Genomic DNA, 17,429 nt, shown 5'->3' on the forward strand with positions numbered 1-17,429 from the left:
CTTCCAGACGTCATCATCCATCCCTGGTCCCCGACGAGGTCGCCCCGCCGGACGCGAATCGCGCGGCGGGGGACGGGAGCAAGTCCATGTCGACGCCCGCAGCCACCCCCCGCGACCGCCGCGGCCGGGTGTACCAGCCCGCCATCGGCCCGAAGCTCCGGCCGCTGCTCTGGGTGATCCTGATCGCCTTCGCCGTCCTGGCGGCCAACGGGTTCTACCTGTCCAGCGTCACGGCGCTGACGTGGTACACCGGCAGCACCCAGCAGACGTATTTCTACTTCCTGATGGCCCTGCTGCACGTCCTGCTGGGCCTCTTGCTCGTCGTCCCGTTCGTGGCGTTCGGGTTCGCGCACCTGGTCACCTCGTGGAAGCGGCCGAACAAGTCGGCGGTGCGTTACGGGCTGGCGCTGCTGGCGATCGGGGTCGTGGTCCTGGTCTCCGGGTTCATGCTGGTGCGGATCGGCGGGTTCGAGGTCCGCGACGTCCGCGTCCGCGACGCCGGCTACTGGGCGCACGTCGTCGCGCCCTTGCTCGCGGTCGGGCTCTACGTCAAGCACCGCCTGGCCGGCCCCCGGATCCGCTGGGAGTGGGCGCGACGGTTCGCGATCCCGGTGGTCGGGTTCGCGGCGGTCATGGGCGTGCTGCACTTCCAGGACCCGAGGACGTTCGGCGAGCGGGGGCCGAAGTCGGGCAAGCAGTACTTCTACCCGTCCGAGGCGGTCACGGCCAACGGCAAGTTCATCCCGGCCGAGACGCTGATGATGGACCAGTACTGCCTGAACTGCCACAAGGACGCCTACGACGGCTGGTTCCACTCGTCGCACCGGCTCAGCTCGTTCAACAACAAGGCGTACCTGTCGAGCGTCCGCGAGACCCGGCAGGTCTCGATGGAGCGCGACGGCACCACCCAGGCCGCCCGCTGGTGCGCCGGCTGCCACGACCCCGTGCCGTTCTTCTCCGGCCAGTTCGACGACCCGAACTACGACGACGTGAACGACCCGACCGCGCACGCCGGGATCACCTGCACCACCTGCCACGCCATCAGCAACGTCAACAACACCCGGGGCAACGGCGCCTACACCATCGAGGAGCCCCAGCACTACCCCTTCGCCTTCAGCGACGACCCGGTCCTGCAGTGGATCAACCACACGCTGGTGAAGGCCAAGCCCGAGATGCACAAGAAGACGTTCCTGAAGCCGATCATCCGCTCGAGCGAGTTCTGCTCGACCTGCCACAAGGTCGGCCTGCCGTTCGCGCTCAACGAGTACAAGGACTTCGTCCGGGGCCAGGACCACTACACGCCGCACCTGCTCTCGGGCGTCTCGGGCCACGGGGCGCGGAGCTTCTACTATCCGCCCGTCGCCAAGTCCAACTGCGCCGACTGCCACATGGAACTGAAGGACTCGAACGATTTCGGCGCCCAGGATTTCGCGGCCAAGGGGAGCCGCCAGATCCACGACCACACGTTCGTCGGAGCCAACACGGCCCTCGCCCACTTCCAGGGGGACGAGAAGACGGTCGAGGCCCACCGGAAGTACCTGAGCGACAAGAAGGTCCGCGTCGACCTGTTCGCCCTCCGCGAGGGGGGCGAGATCGACGGCGAATTCCTCGGCCCGCTACGCCCCGAGGTCCCCACGCTCAAGCCCGGCGGGAAGTACCTGGTGCAGACGGTCGTGCGGACGCTGGGCCTCGGCCACCCGCTGACCCAGGGGACCGTCGACTCGAACGAGATCTGGGTCGAGCTGATCGCCCGCGACGGCGACCGGATCGTCGGCCGCTCGGGGGGGATCGGCGAGGACGGCGCGGTCGACCCGTACTCGCACTTCATCAACGTCTACATGCTCGACCGCGAGGGGAACCGGATCGACCGCCGCAACCCCCAGGACATCTTCGTCCCGCTCTACAACAAGCAGATCCCCCCCGGGGCCGGCCAGGTCGTCCACTTCGGCCTCGACGTGCCGCCGGGGGCGACCGGCCCGATCACGCTGGAGGCCCGCGTCAACTACCGCAAATTCGACCGGACCTACATGGACTACCTCTTCGGCAAGGGCGAGGGGCCCGAGATCCCCATCACCCTGATGGCGACGGACTCCGTCAAGCTCCCGGTCGAGGGGGGGCCCGCCGTCGAGAACGAGCCCTCCCCCATCAAGGAGACCTGGCAGCGCTGGAACGACTACGGGATCGGCCTGCTGCTGGAAGGGGGCGAGAAGGGGGGCCAGAAGGGCGAGCTGAAGCAGGCCGAGCCGGTCTTCCGGAAGGTCGCCGAGCTGGGCAAGGCCGACGGCTGGGTCAACCTGGCGCGGGTCTACGAGCGCGAGGGGCGGATCCCCGAGGCCCTGGAGGCCCTGGAGAAGGCCGCCTCCCACGAGGAGCCCGCCGCCCCCTGGACGATCAACTGGCTCACCGGCCGGATCAACGTCCGCAACGGCCTGCTGGACGAAGCCGTCGCCAACTTCGAGACGGTCCTGAATACCAGGATCCCCGAGCGCAAGTTCGACTTCAGCCTCGACTACGTCGTGATCAACGAGCTGGCCCAGGCCTGCTACGGCCGCGCCCGGATCGAGCCGGTCGAGGGTGAGGAGCGGAAGGCCTGGCTGACGAAGGCGATCACCAACTACCACCGCTCGGTGAAGATCGAGGCCGAGGACGTGGCCTCGCACTACGGCCTGGGGCTGGCCTTCGGCGACCCGGCCTGGGGCCCCAAGCCGCCCGAGCCGGACGCCCCGGCCGAGCCGATCGACCCCGAGAGCCTCGGCGCCCAGGTCCCCGGCGTCGCCGACGTGGACGCCCCGGCCCAAACCCGCAAGGAGCGGGCGCTCAAGCTGGCCGCCGACGTCGCGCGCTACGTCAAGGGCCCGCGTCCCAAGTATCAGTCGCGGCTGGAGCCGCTCTACGAGGTGACCGACGGCCTGGCGAAGGCCTGGGAGCAGGCCGCCGACCCCGAGGTCCGCTCGGCGATCGGCCGGGTCCTGGAGGTCGGCCACAAGGCGCTCCACGAGCGGCTCAAGCCCGACGAGACGGCCGAGGGACGCGCCTTCGCCGCCGCCCGCCGCAACAGCCCGGCCGCCAACATGAACGCCCAGTCCATCGTCATCCATCCCCTGCACCGCCCCGGCGCGCCGGGGATCGACGCATCGCCCAGCCCGTCGCCGACCGCCGCCGCACCCGCGACGGCCCGCCCCGAGGAGAGTGGACTATGACCGACCGGAAGACCCTGAATCCATCTCCGTCCATTCGCCTCCTGACCGCGGCGATCCTGGCCGCGGCGGCCCTCCCCCTGGCCTCGGGCGGCTGCGCCAAGGCCCCGGAGCCGACGGTCCTCGCCGCACCGGTCGCGCCGACGCGGCCCAAGCTCGTCGAGACCGCCTCGCTGCCGACCGTCAAGTTCGTCGACGTGACGAAGGAGGCCGGGATCGACTTCGTCCACTTCAACGGCGCGAAGGGGGAGAAGCTCCTGCCCGAGACGATGGGCTCGGGCGTCGCCTTCCTCGACTACGACGGCGACGGCGACCAGGACCTCCTGCTCGTCAACTCGTCCCCCTGGCCGGGCGACCAGGACGCCCCCGACCCCGCCCCCACCCAGCGCCTCTACCGCAACGACGGCAAGGGGAAGTTCGAGGACGCGACCAAGGAAGCCGGCCTCGACAAGACCTTCTACGGCCAGGGCGTCGCGGTCGGCGACTACGACAACGACGGCGACCCCGACGTCTACGTCACGGCCGTCGGCCGCGGCTACCTCTTCCGCAACGACGGCGGCAAGTTCGCCGACGTCAGCGAGGCCGCCAACGCCAGGGGCCCCAACGGCTGGCTCTCGGGCGCGGCGTTCTTCGACATGGAGAACGACGGCGACCTCGACCTCTTCCTCTGCAACTACATCACCTGGACCCCCGAGATCGACAAGGTCCAGGGCTTCCAGCTCACCGGACTGGGCCGAGCCTACGGGCCGCCGACCTCGTTCAACGGCTCGCTCTGCGTGCTCCTGCGCAACGACGAGGGCCGGTTCACCGACGTCAGCGAGGAGTCCGGCGTCCAGGTCCGCACCCCCGACCTCAAGGCCCCGCTGGGCAAGTCCCTGGGCGTGGCCCCGTTCGACGTGGACGGCGACGGCCTGGTCGACGTGGCGATCGCCAACGACACCGTGCAGAACTTCCTCTTCCACAACAAGGGGGGCGGGAAGTTCGAGGAGATCGCGCTTTTGTCCGGCGTGGCCTTCGACCAGTCGGGCTCGCCCCGGGGCGGCATGGGCTGCGACTGGGCCTATTTCCTGGACGACGAACGCCTGGGCCTGGCGATCGGCAACTTCGCCAACGAGATGACCGCGCTCTACGTCACCGACCAGCCGTCGGGCCTGCAGTTCTCCGACCTGGCCAACCTCTACGGCCTGGGGGCGCCGACCCAGCCCCCCTTGAAGTTCGGTATCTTCTTCTTCGACTACGACCTGGACGGCCGCCTCGACCTGCTCTCGGCCAACGGCCACCTGGAGCCGGACATCTCCAAGGTCCAGGCCAGCGAGCACTACGAGCAGTCGGCGCAGCTGCTCTGGAACTCGGGCCGGCCCGGGCGCGAGCTGTACGTGAACATCGGCCCCGAGGCCGCCGGCCCCGACCTCTTCAACCCGATGGTCGGCCGCGGCAGCGCCTACGCCGACATCGACGGCGACGGCGACCTCGACGTGGTCCTGACCGCCAACAACGCCCCGGCGCGACTGCTCCGCAACGACGGCGGCGACGCCAATCGTTGGATCCGCGTCGAGCTGACAAGCGACGGCAAGGCCTCGAACCGCGACGCGATCGGCGCCAAGGTGTCCGTCCGGGTCGGCGACCGGACCAGCCGCCGCCAGCTCTTCCCCGCGAAGAGCTACCTGTCGTCGATGGAACATCCCCTGACCTTCGGCCTCGGCCGCGCCGAGAAGGTCGACGAGCTGACCGTCACCTGGCCCTCGGGGAAGACCTCGAAGTTCGAGAACCTCGACGCGGGTCGGATGTACCGGGTCGACGAGCTGTCCGGCCTGCGCTGATTCCTCGCCTCGTCGGGGGGGCGGCGCCGAATCGCGCCGGATTCCCGGCCTAGGGGGGTTTCCTCGTGTGATAGAATTGTCCACGACGGGGGGAGCCGGTGGAGTCCGGCCCCCTTCGCCGAACCGACCGTTCTCGACCCGGACCCGATTCCGGGCTCGGCGTACGTCGTAGCCGCCTCATTGAACGACATCCATCGAATTGCAACGTACGGAGCGGTGCTCGCGAACGCAAATTCCGTCAGGCGCGTGGGTGGACACAGGATGAACGCCGGAGCCGGCCCCGAAAGCTCTCGACCGTCGTCTTCCTCGATCGACAAGTCCCCTAGCGGCGCCTGATGCGGGTTGGCCTCCTCCCCAGCACCGCCTCCTCCCGGGAGGACGGTCGACCATGCGCCGGATCGGAACCCCTCGTTTGGCCTGGTTGCTCGCGGTGCTGCTGGTCTGGATCCCCGGCTCGACGAGTCGGTCCGCGCCGCTCGAAGGCCCGGCCGCCCCGGACGCGTCGATCGACCGTCTGGACGCCGAGGGTCCCGACGCCGCGCTCGAGCGCGGGCTCGACGCCGAGCGCCGTCGCAACTGGTCGGCGGCGATGGAGACCTACCGCAAGTCGCTGGAGCAGTGGCCCAGCCGGACCGACTTCCGACGCCGCCTCCGCCTCTGCGAGCTGCACTTCAAGCTCGGCAAGCGCTACCACGACGCCAGCTTCCGCACGGTCCTCCTCCGCCTCCCCCGCGACCAGTCGGCCGAGCTTTACGCCGAGGTTCTGGAGCGGATCCAGAACTTCTACGTGGACGCGGTCCCGCTGGAGCCCCTGCTCCGCCACGGCCTGGACAACCTGGAGGTCGCCCTCCGCGACCCGATCTTCCTCAAGTTGAACGCCACCGCCGCCGATCCCGAGCGGATCGCCTGGCTCCGCGAGCAGTACAAGGCGATGCGGGGCCGGCTGGCCGTAACCGATCGCAACGGGGCCCTCTCCGTCGCCCAGTCGGCCGCCGACCTCGCCCGCCACGGCCTGGGGATGGAGGCCACTCCCGTCTTCCTGGAGTTCACCTACGGCGCGTGCGACGCCCTGGACGACTTCACCAGCTACCTGACCCCGGACAAGCTCGAAGACCTCTATGCCATGATCGACGGCAACTTCGTCGGCCTCGGGGTCGAGCTGAAAGGCGCCCCCGAGGGGCTCAAGCTGGTCGGCGTGATCCGGGGCGGCCCGGCGTGGGAGGCCGGCCTGGCCGCCGGCGACCAGATCGTCAAGATCGCCGGCCAGACGGTGAAGGGCCTGGCCCTCGACGACGCCGCCAACCGCCTGCAAGGGACCGAGGGGACCAGCGTGGAGCTGGAGGTCCTCAAGCGCGACGCCACCGTCCAGACCGTCCGCCTGGTCCGCCGCCACGTCGACGTCGAGAGCGTCACCCGCTCCAAGATCGTGGACGAGGCCCGGGGCATCGGCTACGTCCAGCTCGCCGGCTTCCAGAAAAGCTCGACCGAGGAGCTGGACCAGGCGATCTCGGGGCTGGTCGGCCTCGGGATGCGGACCCTGGTGCTGGACCTCCGCGGCAACCCCGGCGGGCTGCTGAACGTGGCCGTGGACATCGCCGACCGGTTCCTGGACTCGGGAGTCATCGTCTCCACCCGGGGCCGGGCCTCGGGTCAGAGCCAGGTCTTCCAGGCCGGCGGCCGCCCTCGCTGGAAGATGCCCATGTACGTCCTGGTCGACCGCGACAGCGCCAGCGCCAGCGAGATCCTCGCCGGCGCCCTCCAGGACCACAAGCGGGCGACCATCGTCGGGGACCGGACCTACGGCAAGGGATCGGTCCAGAGCATCTTCTCGCTCCGCTCGGCCCCGGCCGGGCTCAAGCTGACGACCGCCAAGTTCTACTCGCCCCAGGACCGGGCCTACAGCGAGCGCGGCGTCTCGCCCGACCTGCCGATCCAGACCCGCGTGGCCGCCAAGCCGGCCCCCCTCGACGGGGGCGCCATCGCCGAGGCCGACGCCGGGCCCGAGGCGGTCGACGAGTCGATCGTCGGCGACCCCCGCTTCGACCCGGTCCTCGCCGCCGCCATCCGCGCCTCCAAGGGGGAGTCGCAGGCCCAGGCCGCCGCCCGCTGAACCCGCCGCGATCGCCGCCGCCCTCGGGACCTCTCCCGGGGGCGTCCGCTTTTCGAAGGATGAACCGAACGTGAAAATCGTCGTGCTCGATGGTCGGACGCTCAATGACGATCCCCAGGCCTGGGCCGGGCTGGCCGCGTACGGGGAGGTCGCCTATCACGACGTGACCGCCCCCGAAGAGGTCCGGGAGCGGGCCGCCGGGGCCGAGGTCCTCATCATCAACAAATGCCCGATCCGAGCCGACCTGATGGCCGAGCTTCCCGAGCTGAAGTTCATCGCCGTCACCGCCACGGGCTTCGACTGCGTCGACGTCGACGCCGCGACGGAGCGCGGGATCGTCGTCTCCAACGTCCGGGGCTACAGCACCGACTCGGTGGCCCAGGTGACGTTCGCCCTGCTCCTGGAGCTGACCCTGCACGTCGGCCTCCACTCCGACGCCGTCTTCGCCGGCGAGTGGGCCGGCCAGCCCGACTTCTCGATCCGCAAGACGCCCCTGATCGAGCTGGCCGGCAAGACGATGGGGATCGTCGGCCTGGGCCAGATCGGCCGCCGCGTGGCGGTCATCGCCCGGGCGTTCGGCATGGACGTGATCGCCCACCGTCCCAGCGGCACGCCGGCCGCCCCGAGCGACCCGATCCCCGCGCTGACGCTCCAGCAGCTGTTCGCGCAGGCCGACGTCGTGACCCTCCACTGCCCGCTGACGCCGCGGACCAAGGGGCTGGTCGACCGAGAGCTGCTCAAAACCGCGAAGCCCTCGATGTTCCTCATCAACACCGGCCGGGGCCCCTTGATCGTCGAGAAGGACCTGGCCGAGGCCCTGAACGCCGGCGAGATCGCCGGCGCGGCCGTGGACGTCGTCTCGCGCGAGCCCATCGCCGCGGACAATCCGCTGCTCAAGGCCAGGAACCTCGTCATCACGCCGCACATCGCCTGGGCCACGGCCGAGGCCCGCGAACGCCTGATGGCGGCCACCGTCGAGAACGTCGCCGCCTACGCCTCGGGCTCGCCGATCAACGTCGTCGGCTGAGGGCCGCGAAGGCGGCTCGCTCGATGTGGTAGAATCCCCGCTCGTGATGGGTCGGACGCCAGCCGCCGCTCGTGAGGGGACCAGCGCCGTGACGCCGAACGGCTCGATCTCGACGTGGGACGCGAGGCTCCGGGGCCTCCTGCGACGGCTGCGGCCGTGGTTCGACCCGCGATCCTACCGGCCCCTCATCCTGCTGGTCGTCGTCGCCTTCGGCGCGTTCCTCGGCCCGCTGGCCCTGGACGTGCTGGTGGCGCTCGTGTACGGCCTGCCCGCCTGGACGCGCAAGGCGTTCGGGCAGGGCGTGATGCTGGCGATCCTCGCCGCCGGCGCGGTCCGGCTGTGGACGGTCCGACCGGGCGACGCCTGGCCGGACGTCCTGGACGCGGAGGCTCGGGGGCCCGCGACCGCCGCCGAGCGATGGCTCCCCTGGGCGATCCGGCTGGCCGTGCTGACCCTCGCCTATCCGATGCTGAGCAACCCCGACGGCCTCGGCTTCTCCGACTGGGACTTCGTGCTCGACAAGTTCGAGGCCGCGAGGCGGACGATCCTCGTCTGGGGACAGTTCCCCTGGTGGAACCCCTGGTCGCGCGGCGGGTTCCCGCTGGCGGCCGAGCCCCAGATCGGCGCGATCTCGATGGCGACCCCGCTGATCCTGGCGCTGGGGACGACGACGGGGCTCGGGCTCTCGGCGATCCTCTGCATCCTCCTCGCGGTGGAGGGGGCCTATCGGCTGGCCCGCCTCTGGTTCCGCGACCCCTGGGCGTCGGCCGCCGCGGCGCTCGTCTACGGGCTGAACGGGGGCGTCGCCGTCGACACGGCGGTCGGCTACATCCTGGCGATGAGCTATTGCAGCGTCCCCTGGCTGGCCTACTTCGCCTTCCGGATCGGCCGACGGTTCTCGGACGGGCTGGCGATGGGGTTCTGGATGGCCTTCGTGATGCTCAACGGCATCCAGTACATGAGCCTGTACGCCATCCCGCTGACGGCCGCGATCGGCCTGCGATCCCTGCGGCTCCAGCCGCCGGGGCGTCGGGTCGCCCTGCTGCGCCACGCGGCCGCCGCCGTCGGGACCTGCCTGATGCTGTGCGGCTGGCGTCTCGTCCCGGTCCTGCTGATCCTGCTCGACGACAAGCGCGAGCGCGTAACCTCGTGGGACGAGACGCCGGCCTCGCTGTTCCACTACCTGACCCACCGCCCGTCTCCTCGGTGGACGGCCCAGTTCAGCGACGTGCTGGGGAGCGTCTTCGCGGAGCTGACCTGCTACGTCGGGCCGGTGGTCCTCGTCCTGGCCCTGGCGAGCCTGCTCCTCGGCTGGCGATGGTGGCACGCGCTGGCGCTCGCCGGCTTCTGGCTGGCGATCGGCTCGGTGCGGTGGTACCACCCGAGCGCCTGGCTGATGAGCTGGCCGCTCTTCGGCTCGGCCCACGTCGTCACCCGCTGGCGGTTCCTGGCGATGCTGGGCCTGGGCCTGGCGGTCGCCGCCGCGCTCTCTCGCCTGCGAGGCTCGCCGCGACGGGCGCTCCGGGGCCTGGCCGCGGCGCTCGCAGTCGTGATCGCGGCGGATTTCCTGGTGCTCGCCCACCAGCAGCTCCCGCTGGCGTTCAGCGTCCGGCCCGACCCCGCGTTGTTCCCCGGCCCGCCCGTGCCGGAGATCGAGAACGTCCTGGCGAGCCTGGGTTACCCCTGCACGCTGAGAGGCTACGGCGTGATCCAGGGGTATGAGCCGATGCTCAGCTACTACCGCAACGCGCCGACGCTCCGCCTGGCGCGCGACGACCCGGCCTATCGCGGGGAGGCCTGGACCGACGCCGGGCCGGTGCGGCCCGTCTCCTGGAGCCCGAACCGCCTGGTCTTCCAGGTCGAGCCGGGACAGGCGGTCCACGTCAACCAGAACCCGGGCTCCTGGTGGTGGGCCAACGGCCGGCCCGCCTTCCCGGGACTGCGCTGCGCCGAGCTGCTGACCCCGTTCGTCGCCGAGGCCGACTCCCGGGGGAGGCTCGTCTTGGAGATCCGGCCTCGGGGCCTCGCCTGGGGGATCGCCCTCCAGGTCGCGGGGTGTTTCATGCTGGCCGGGGCCTGGATCCTCCATCGCCGCGCCGCGAGGTCCGCCCGCCCCGAAGTCAGCTGACGTGACGGGCCGCCTCAACTTCGAAACGCCGAAGGGCCGGGCTTCGCCTCGCGGCGAGCCCGGCCCTTCGATTGTGCGCCTTCAAACGGGAGGAAACCCGTCGAGGATGCGGCTCACTCGTTGACGGCGGCGGCCCGGACGGGGGCGGCGGCGAGGACCTTGGAGCCGAGGGTCAGGTAGTCGCCCACGATGCGGAGGACTTCGTCGTTGTAGAAGTCGCTGAGCCACACCTCGCGCTCGATGTACTTCTTCTTGGCCTTCTTGTCCGTCTTTTCCTTCTCGTCGTCGGCCTTCTCCTCGTCATCGGGGATGAACTCGGCCTTGAACTTCGCCTCGTCCAGCGGGATCGAGTGCTTCGCCTTGCGGTCGACGTACTGCTTGATCCGCTGCTCCAGCTTCTGGAACTTGGGATCGGCCTTGCGACGTTCGGCGGAGCGGGCGTCGAGCGTGGTGACGAGGTCGTCGGGGGTCCGGTTGTAGTTGTCGTGGGCCAGCGGCTCGACCTTCTCGAACTTCAGGGCGTTGTCCATCTTGCCCTCGCCGACGTCCATGTAGTCGCGGATCGAGGGGAGGTGGATGTGGGGGGCGACGCCGTTGATCTGGGTGCTGTCGCCGTTCGCCCGGAAGAACTGCTGGATGGTCAGCTTCAGGGCACCCTTGTTCTTGCCCCGGTCGCGACGCCGGGCGTGCTCGCCGATGTTGACGATGCTCTGGACTGTCCCCTTGCCGAAGGTGCTGGAGTCGCCGATGATCAGCCCGCGGCCGTAGTCGCGGATCACGCCGGCGAAGATCTCCGAGGCGCTGGCGCTGGACTTGTTGATCAGGACGGCGAGGGGCCCGTCCCAGGCGGTCCCCTCGTCGTCGTCATCCAGGTGCTTGACGCCGACGACCTCCTTGATCTGGACGACCGGGCCGGTGTCGATGAACAGGCCGGAGAGGGTCTTGGCCTCCTCGAGCAGCCCGCCGCCGTTGTCGCGGAGGTCGAAGATCACGGCGTCGACGCCGGCCTGCTTGAACTCGCCGAGGATCTTGCGGCAATCGGCCGTGGCGCTGACGGCGTTCGGGTCGCCGCGGAGGATGGCCATGGTGTCGCCGTAGAAGGCGGGCAGGTTGATGACGCCCAGCTTGACGTTCTTGCCGTCGGCCTGGGACTCCAGGATCTTCCCCTTGGCGTGCTGCTCGGTCAGCTCGACCTTCTCGCGGACGATGGAGTATTCCTTCCGCTCCTTGGTGCCGGCCGGCTGGACGATCAGGTGGACGGTGGTGCCGCGGGGCCCTCGGATGTAGCGGACGACGTCGCTGAGCTTCTTCTCGACCAGGTCGATCTCGCCCCCCTCTTCCTTGCGGATCGCCACGATCTTGTCGTCGGGCTGGAGGCGGCCGTCCTTGTCGGCGGCCATGCCGGGCACGACCTCGGCGACCACCGCGTAGCCGTCCTCGGAGCGGAGCGAAGCCCCGATGCCCTCCAGCGACAGGTGGAGCTGCTGGTTGAGCATGTCCTCCAGGTTCTTGGCGCTCAGGTAGGACGAGTGGGGGTCGAAGGTCCGGGTCAGGCTCGACAGGTAGACCTCCAGCAGCTCGTTCGAGTCGAACTGGTGGAAGAGGCGGTTGCGGTCGCGGTAGCGGACCGTCAGCTTCTGGACCACGTCCTCGGGCGTGTTCGAGTCGTCGATCTTGAGCTGGAGCTGCTCGTACTTGAGCTTCTTCCGCCATCGCTCGTCGGCCTCGGCCTTATCGACGGCGTAGTCGATCTTCTCCGGGTCGTCGGTCAGGAATTCGTCGACCGTGAAGTCGACCGGCTTCGAGAGCAGGTCGAGCACCGTCTTGTATCGCTCGTCCTGGCGCTGCAGATAGCGCGCGAAGACATTCTCGGCGAACTTGATGTCCCCCTCCCGGATCTTGTCGTCCAGGGTGGTCGCGTCTTTCTTGAACTCCTCGACGTCGGCCTTCAGGAAGTAGTACTTCTGAGGGTCGAGGTCCTTGAGGAAGTTGTCGCACCACTTGACGGCGATCTCGTCGTCGATCACGGGGCGGGCCATGTGGCCGCGCTCCAGGAGGTCGACCACGGTTCGGGCGATTTCCTGGTCCTCCGTGGTGGGCACGGGGGCCTGAGCGCCCACGATCGCCGCCATCAGGAACAGGATCGCAACCAGCGACAGCGGACGTAAGGCAAGTCGGGGCATAGGGATGTGTTCCTGAAAACCTGACATGGAGGGGGAACGGGGGGCGCCCTGTCCGTCGCGCTAATCTTAGCCCTGGGGCCCGGTTCGGACAAGATCGTCCCTGCAATCCGCGAAATCGCCAGGATCCTCTTCGAACGAGGCGACGTCGGCGTCATCGGCGGGCGAGGATTCCCTCAATTCGCCAGCCGCACCGCCGCGGTTCGGGAGAATCGAGTCCGATCCCGCCGGTTTCGCAAGTCTCTCCAGGTCCAGTCGTGACGCGGCCGCCGCTCGCGCCGCCTTCGCATGGAAAGAAAACGGATTCAAGCCCGGAGGCCGATCGGCCGATGAGCAGAGATAAGGCGGCTCCCCGCCGCCGCCTCCCCGCCATCCTTCGAGTCGCGCACCATGAACCGCCAGATCCTGCCCAGCATGCTGCTGAGTGTGTTCATCGTCTGCTTCTTCGCCGTCGTCCTCCGCCCCGTCGAGCCGCCGGGAGGCCGGAGCGTCGCGACCGAGCCCCCCCCCGGCCCCGCCGAGCCCCCGCCGGAGCCCGACGCCGCAGCCCCCGCCCCGACGGTCCCGACCTCGACCCTCGACGCCTCCGCTCCCGCCCCCGAAATCGACGCCGCGCCCGCGCCGGTCGCGAGCGACGGCCCGCCCGCGGACCCCGCGATCGGCCCGACGATGCACGAAGGGGCGGCGGCCCCGACCGCGCCGGTCGCCGACCCGGCTCCGCCCGCCGCGTCCTCGCCGTCTCCGTCACCCTCGCCCGCCCCGCTCGCCTTCGCGGGACCGGCCGAGCCGAGCCCCAGTCCCGAGCCCCCGCCCGAGGCCAGGCCCGACCCGGTGTCCGCGACCGCGCACGCGGCAAGGCCCCCCGCGCCGACGCCGGCCGCTCCCATCGAGGTCCCCCGGCCGGCTAGCCCGGTCGCGACCTCGACCCGGATCGCGACGACGCCCGCGCCCCGCCGCTCGCCCGCCTCGGTCCCCGTCTCGGCCCCCGTCGCGCCGGCGCGCGAGACGGCCACGGTCGCCGAGGCGGCCGAGGCGTCGGAGTCGATCGTGATCCCCCGGGGGGACCCGGAAACGACCGTGGCGGCCGAGGGGGAGACCCTGGAAGACGTGGCCGAGCGCGTCTACGGCAGCCGACGCGCGGTCGAGACGCTGATCCAGGCGAACCGGGGGCTGGCCTCGCGTCGCGGCCCGCTCCGGGCGGGGGCCCTCCTGTGGACCCCGGCGCGGTGAGCGGACGTCAGCGGGCGGCGGCCGGCTCGCCCAGCCGGGCTTCCAGCAGGTCGAGGCTGCGCTCCAGCTCGTCGAGCGTCTCCGGCGACAGGTCGCGGTCGCCGAACCGGACCTGATAGAACGCCTCCACCACCCGCTCGGGGAGCGCGGCGACCTCCTGGCCGCCGTCGCCCCGGCCGTTCAGGAACCGGAAGGCCCGGTGGGCGAACTCCCCCTGGGTCTCCGCCGGCGCGCGTTTCAGGTCGTACTCGGCGAGCAGGTGGGCCAGGCGGCGGTAGAAGAGCACGCCCGCCGTAGCCCCCAGGCCGTCCCCGGAAGGCCCGCGCCACCAGGCGAGGAGCCGCTTGACCAGCCAGATCGCCGCCTGGACGAGCGCCGCCACGATGCTGAGGATCAGGAACGAGACGACGAAGCCCTTGAAGCTGATCAGCGACTGCAGGTTGCGGAACTGGAAGAGGGTGTAGAACGTCTCGGAGGCCCACTTCCAGATGATCGCGTAGCCCACGTTGATCTGCTGGGCCAGCAGCTTCACCGGGCTGTAGACGAGCTTGGTCTGTCGGGTCGAGTCGTAGCCCAGGATGTAGAAGACCCAGATGTAGCGGAAGAGGTCCGTGAACCCCCGGAAGCTCGACGCCAGCCCCCCCACCTGGGCGACCGAGCGGTCGCGCTCGTTGCCGGGGGTGGGGTCGAAGGTCAGCCAGATCGGCTGGCCCTGCTCGTTGCGGCCGATGTAGGCCTCCACCCAGGTATGCGCGTGCTTCTGGCGCACGGTCATCGACTGGGTGAAGTCGTTCCAGTCCCCCCCCTTGAAGCCGTTGACCATCCGCGAGGGGATGCCGACCGAGCGGAGCATCAGCGCCATGGCGCTGCCGAAGTACTCGCAGTGCCCCTCGCGGCGGTTGAGCACGAAGTCGACGACGGGGTCGATCGCGTCGTCGACGGAGCCCATCTCCAGGGTGTAGGCGAAGGTCCCGGAGTCGCGGAAGTACGACTCGATCGCCCGCGCCCGCGCCGGGACGTCGGCGACGGGGAGGCCGCCCACGATCGGGTCGACGACCTTCTTGAGCGCGACAGCCACGTCGTCCGGGATCGCCAGCAGGACGTCGCGGATGCGTTCCTCGGAGGGGGACTCCTCGCCGAGCTGGACGGCGGCGGGATCGACGTCGGAGATGACCTCGTAGTCATACGGGCCGCGGGGCTCGGCGCGGAAGACGGTGCCGTCGATCGCGTTGAGGTTGGGCTGGAGCCGGTTGCCGGCGGTGACCTCCACGAACGGGCGGAGGCCGAACAGCGTGGGGGAGTCGTTGGCCTCCAGCTTGACGACCTGGCGGATGACGGTGCGACGGCCCGTCCGGTAGGTCGGGAAGGTCCGCATCGAGCGGTAGTTCTGGCGGCGCCAGCGGCCCTTCTCATAATTGGTGAGGGTCACGCCGCGCCAGAGCGGCTCGGCGGGGGGCCGGGTCGGGGCCCGGTCGTTGTCCAGGAACTCGACGGTCATCACCGCCGTGTCGTTCTCGAGGATCTCGCCGAGCTGCCCGAGGGCGACCTCCTCGTCGAAGCCGGTCAGGTGCTTCGTCGTGGTGTTGCCGAACCGGGAGCGGGTCACCCCCTGCTGGCGCGGCAGGACCAGGAAGAAGAAGAAGCCCAGGCCCAGCGTCAGGGCCAGGACCCGGGCCGTGGCCGAGAAGTACGCCCAGTCGAAGAGGCTGCGGTACGGGTCTTCCGGCAGGGCCGCCAGCGGGGAGCGGCCGGGCGACGGCGCCAGGAACCGCCGGGCCTCGCGCTGGAGGAAGAACTGGCCCAGGACCCAGACGGCCAGGACGGCCCAGACGAACAGCCAGATCCCGACCTGGTCCCCCACGTTGATGACCGCCCCGATCAGGGCCTGCATCAGGCCCACGAGGAACAGGACCCAGTCGTCCTCGCTCGACTTGGGGAGGAAATACTTGATCAGCTGCAGCGAGACCAGCCAGTGCCCCAAGCAGCGCACCGCCTGGCTGTCGTCCATGTTGTATTCGAGGTAGAGGAGCCCCAGCGAGCCGATCCCCAGCAGCGTGGCGAGGCCGTTGGGGAGAGCCCAGGCGGGGTTGCGGTCGACGGTCAGGAACGCGACCACGCCGGCCGCGGCCACCAGCGGCGGGAGCATCCAGCCAAGGCGGTCGTCGGACGACTCGGCGCCCAAGGCGGTGGTGGCCACCGTCATCATGAGGTAGAAGCTGGCCCGATAGACGAGATAGCTGTTCACGGCCGGCCCCCTTTCCACGCCCGCCAGGCCGGGGGCTCGTCGGGCGAGATGGTCTCCTCGATGATCGCCCCGTCGTCCTCGGCGTCGCCGGGGAACATGCCGCGGCGGCGCTCCTCCTGGCTGGTGTAGCGGTCGCTCTCGGCGTTGGAGACCCGCTGCTCCAGAAGGCCCTTCGAGTCGGCTTCGGCGAGCTGGATCAGTCCGTCGAGCTCCCCCTGGGCGGCGTTGAACGCCAGCACGCGGCCGGCGAAGTTGCGGGCCGACGCGGGGTTCAGGCGGGCGGAACGCTCGGCCTCCTCCAGCAGGTTGACCGGCCGGGTGCTGGCGACGATCAGGAGCGCGTCGCGGAGGGTCGGCGCCGGCAGGGCGTCGAACAGCTCGGCCAGGCCCCCCTCGTTGACCGGGCGGAGCACGGCCAGCTGCTCCAGCAGCTCGTGCAGCAGCTTGACCGAGGCCGGCCCCTGGATCACGCCGGGGGTGGCCCCGGTCCAGCCCAGGACCAGCCGGCGGCCCTGGCGGCGGCAGGTCTCCAGGCACACCGTCGCCGCGAACGAGATCGCCTGCTCCATCGCCTCGCGCTGCTGGGGCGGGACCTTGGTGCGGGGCAGCCAGGGGTCGATCAGGATGGCCAGGTCCTGCTCGTTCTGCTGCTCGAACTCCTTGACCATCAGCTCGCCCCGGCGGGCCGAGGTCCGCCAGTGGATCCAGCGCACGCTGTCGCCGGAGCGGTAGTCGCGCAGGCCGTGGTACTCCTCCTGCTGGGCCGAGCGGTCGTGGCGGCGGCCCAGGCGGTTCTCGCTGGTCTGGCGCTGGAGCTGGAACCAGCGGCGGGTGAGCCGGCCGATCCGGGGGTAGACGTAGATCGGCTCGGGGAGCGGCAGGGTCACCCGCCGCTCGACGATCCCGAACGGGGAGCGGGTCCCCAGGTCCAGGTTCTGGAACTGGTACTTGCCCCGACGGGGCGCCTCCCCCTCCCAGCGGACCCGGGCGCGGCCCCGGGCGGCCACGCGGGGGAAGAAGACCCGGGGCGTCGACGCCGCGGAGGTCGCCCCGCGCTCGCCGGAGACGAGCTGGTCCTCCAGGAAGAGGGCCAGGGCGGCCATCCGCCGCCGGCCGTTCTCCAGGGTGTAGTCGACCACCAGGGGGTCGCCGGCGAAGATGTAGCCGGGCGACCGCCGCAGCACGGCCAGCTTCCGGAGCATCGCCCGGCTGCCGAACCACGAGGCGACGAACGGGCCGACAGCCGTGGTCGCCACCAGGAGGATCAGGTTGATCTGCTGGAGCATCCCCGCCGCCAGCAGCACGAGCATCACGGCGAAGTAGCAGAACCCCTCGCGGGTGACCAGCGTGCGCTCGGTCGGGACCAGGGCCTGGATCAGGCCCCGGGCGATCCGCCCCGCCCGCCGCTTCCCCCGGGCGCCCCGGGGCTTCTCGTCCACGCTCATCGCTCGATCCCTCCCGGTCGCGTCGGATGTCCTCGGGGCCCGCGCCC

General features: G+C 70.5%; 9 protein-coding genes. 6 read left to right on the top strand and 3 right to left on the bottom strand.

What is annotated here, in order from left to right:
- Nucleotides 1-86 precede the first annotated feature (86 nt).
- The 5 genes from G6O68_RS04675 (at nucleotide 87) to G6O68_RS04695 (ending at nucleotide 10,282) form a co-directional block, all read left to right on the top strand.
- The gene (locus G6O68_RS04675) at nucleotides 87-3,200 is read left to right on the top strand and encodes a multiheme c-type cytochrome (protein ID WP_165245318.1); all 3,114 of its coding nucleotides are present in this window, start codon (nucleotides 87-89) and stop codon (nucleotides 3,198-3,200) included.
- Entirely contained in the window at nucleotides 3,197-5,017 is a 1,821-nt protein-coding gene (locus G6O68_RS04680) for a CRTAC1 family protein (RefSeq protein WP_165245320.1), read from the top strand. The genes G6O68_RS04675 and G6O68_RS04680 overlap by 4 nt, the downstream gene beginning before the upstream one ends.
- A gap of 388 nt (nucleotides 5,018-5,405) precedes the next feature.
- Complete coding sequence (locus G6O68_RS04685) at nucleotides 5,406-7,127, top strand: S41 family peptidase (RefSeq protein ID WP_165245322.1); 1,722 nt, start codon at nucleotides 5,406-5,408, stop codon at nucleotides 7,125-7,127.
- 70 nt (nucleotides 7,128-7,197) lie between these two features.
- A complete protein-coding gene (locus G6O68_RS04690; RefSeq protein WP_165245324.1) occupies nucleotides 7,198-8,154 on the top strand; it encodes a D-2-hydroxyacid dehydrogenase in 957 nt (318 codons plus the stop codon).
- An 88-nt stretch (nucleotides 8,155-8,242) separates the two neighbouring features.
- Nucleotides 8,243-10,282, top strand: coding sequence for a hypothetical protein (locus G6O68_RS04695; RefSeq protein WP_165245326.1), 2,040 nt, complete (start codon nucleotides 8,243-8,245; stop codon nucleotides 10,280-10,282).
- Between the two features lie 113 nt (nucleotides 10,283-10,395).
- Here the strand turns inward: G6O68_RS04695 and G6O68_RS04700 are convergent, their stop codons facing one another.
- Complete coding sequence (locus tag G6O68_RS04700) at nucleotides 10,396-12,465, bottom strand: carboxy terminal-processing peptidase (protein ID WP_165245328.1); 2,070 nt, start codon at nucleotides 12,463-12,465, stop codon at nucleotides 10,396-10,398.
- Between the two features lie 387 nt (nucleotides 12,466-12,852).
- Here G6O68_RS04700 and G6O68_RS04705 point away from each other — a divergent pair, with 387 nt between their 5' ends.
- The gene (locus G6O68_RS04705; RefSeq protein ID WP_165245330.1) at nucleotides 12,853-13,692 is read left to right on the top strand and encodes a tail protein X; all 840 of its coding nucleotides are present in this window, start codon (nucleotides 12,853-12,855) and stop codon (nucleotides 13,690-13,692) included.
- Between the two features lie 7 nt (nucleotides 13,693-13,699).
- On the opposite strand, the gene G6O68_RS04710 is transcribed toward G6O68_RS04705, so the two are convergent.
- Nucleotides 13,700-15,937, bottom strand: a complete 2,238-nt coding sequence (locus G6O68_RS04710; RefSeq protein WP_165245332.1) for a transglutaminase TgpA family protein — start codon at nucleotides 15,935-15,937, stop codon at nucleotides 13,700-13,702.
- The gene (locus tag G6O68_RS04715; RefSeq protein WP_165245334.1) at nucleotides 15,934-17,382 is read right to left on the bottom strand and encodes a DUF58 domain-containing protein; all 1,449 of its coding nucleotides are present in this window, start codon (nucleotides 17,380-17,382) and stop codon (nucleotides 15,934-15,936) included. The genes G6O68_RS04710 and G6O68_RS04715 overlap by 4 nt, the downstream gene beginning before the upstream one ends.
- Nucleotides 17,383-17,429 lie beyond the last annotated feature (47 nt).

The sequence above is a fragment of the Paludisphaera soli genome, assembly GCF_011064595.1.
In the GTDB taxonomy this organism is placed as follows: Bacteria; Planctomycetota; Planctomycetia; order Isosphaerales; family Isosphaeraceae; genus Paludisphaera; species Paludisphaera soli.

What these genes read in the sequence shown, in the direction of transcription:
- G6O68_RS04675 (WP_165245318.1), top strand. Translation starts at nt 87, where the DNA reads ATGTCGACGCCCGCAGCCACCCCCCGCGACCGCCGCGGCCGGGTGTAC.
- G6O68_RS04680 (WP_165245320.1), top strand. Translation starts at nt 3,197, where the DNA reads ATGACCGACCGGAAGACCCTGAATCCATCTCCGTCCATTCGCCTCCTG.
- G6O68_RS04685 (WP_165245322.1), top strand. Translation starts at nt 5,406, where the DNA reads ATGCGCCGGATCGGAACCCCTCGTTTGGCCTGGTTGCTCGCGGTGCTG.
- G6O68_RS04700 (WP_165245328.1), bottom strand. Translation starts at nt 12,465, where the DNA reads ATGCCCCGACTTGCCTTACGTCCGCTGTCGCTGGTTGCGATCCTGTTC.
- G6O68_RS04705 (WP_165245330.1), top strand. Translation starts at nt 12,853, where the DNA reads ATGAACCGCCAGATCCTGCCCAGCATGCTGCTGAGTGTGTTCATCGTC.
- G6O68_RS04715 (WP_165245334.1), bottom strand. Translation starts at nt 17,382, where the DNA reads ATGAGCGTGGACGAGAAGCCCCGGGGCGCCCGGGGGAAGCGGCGGGCG.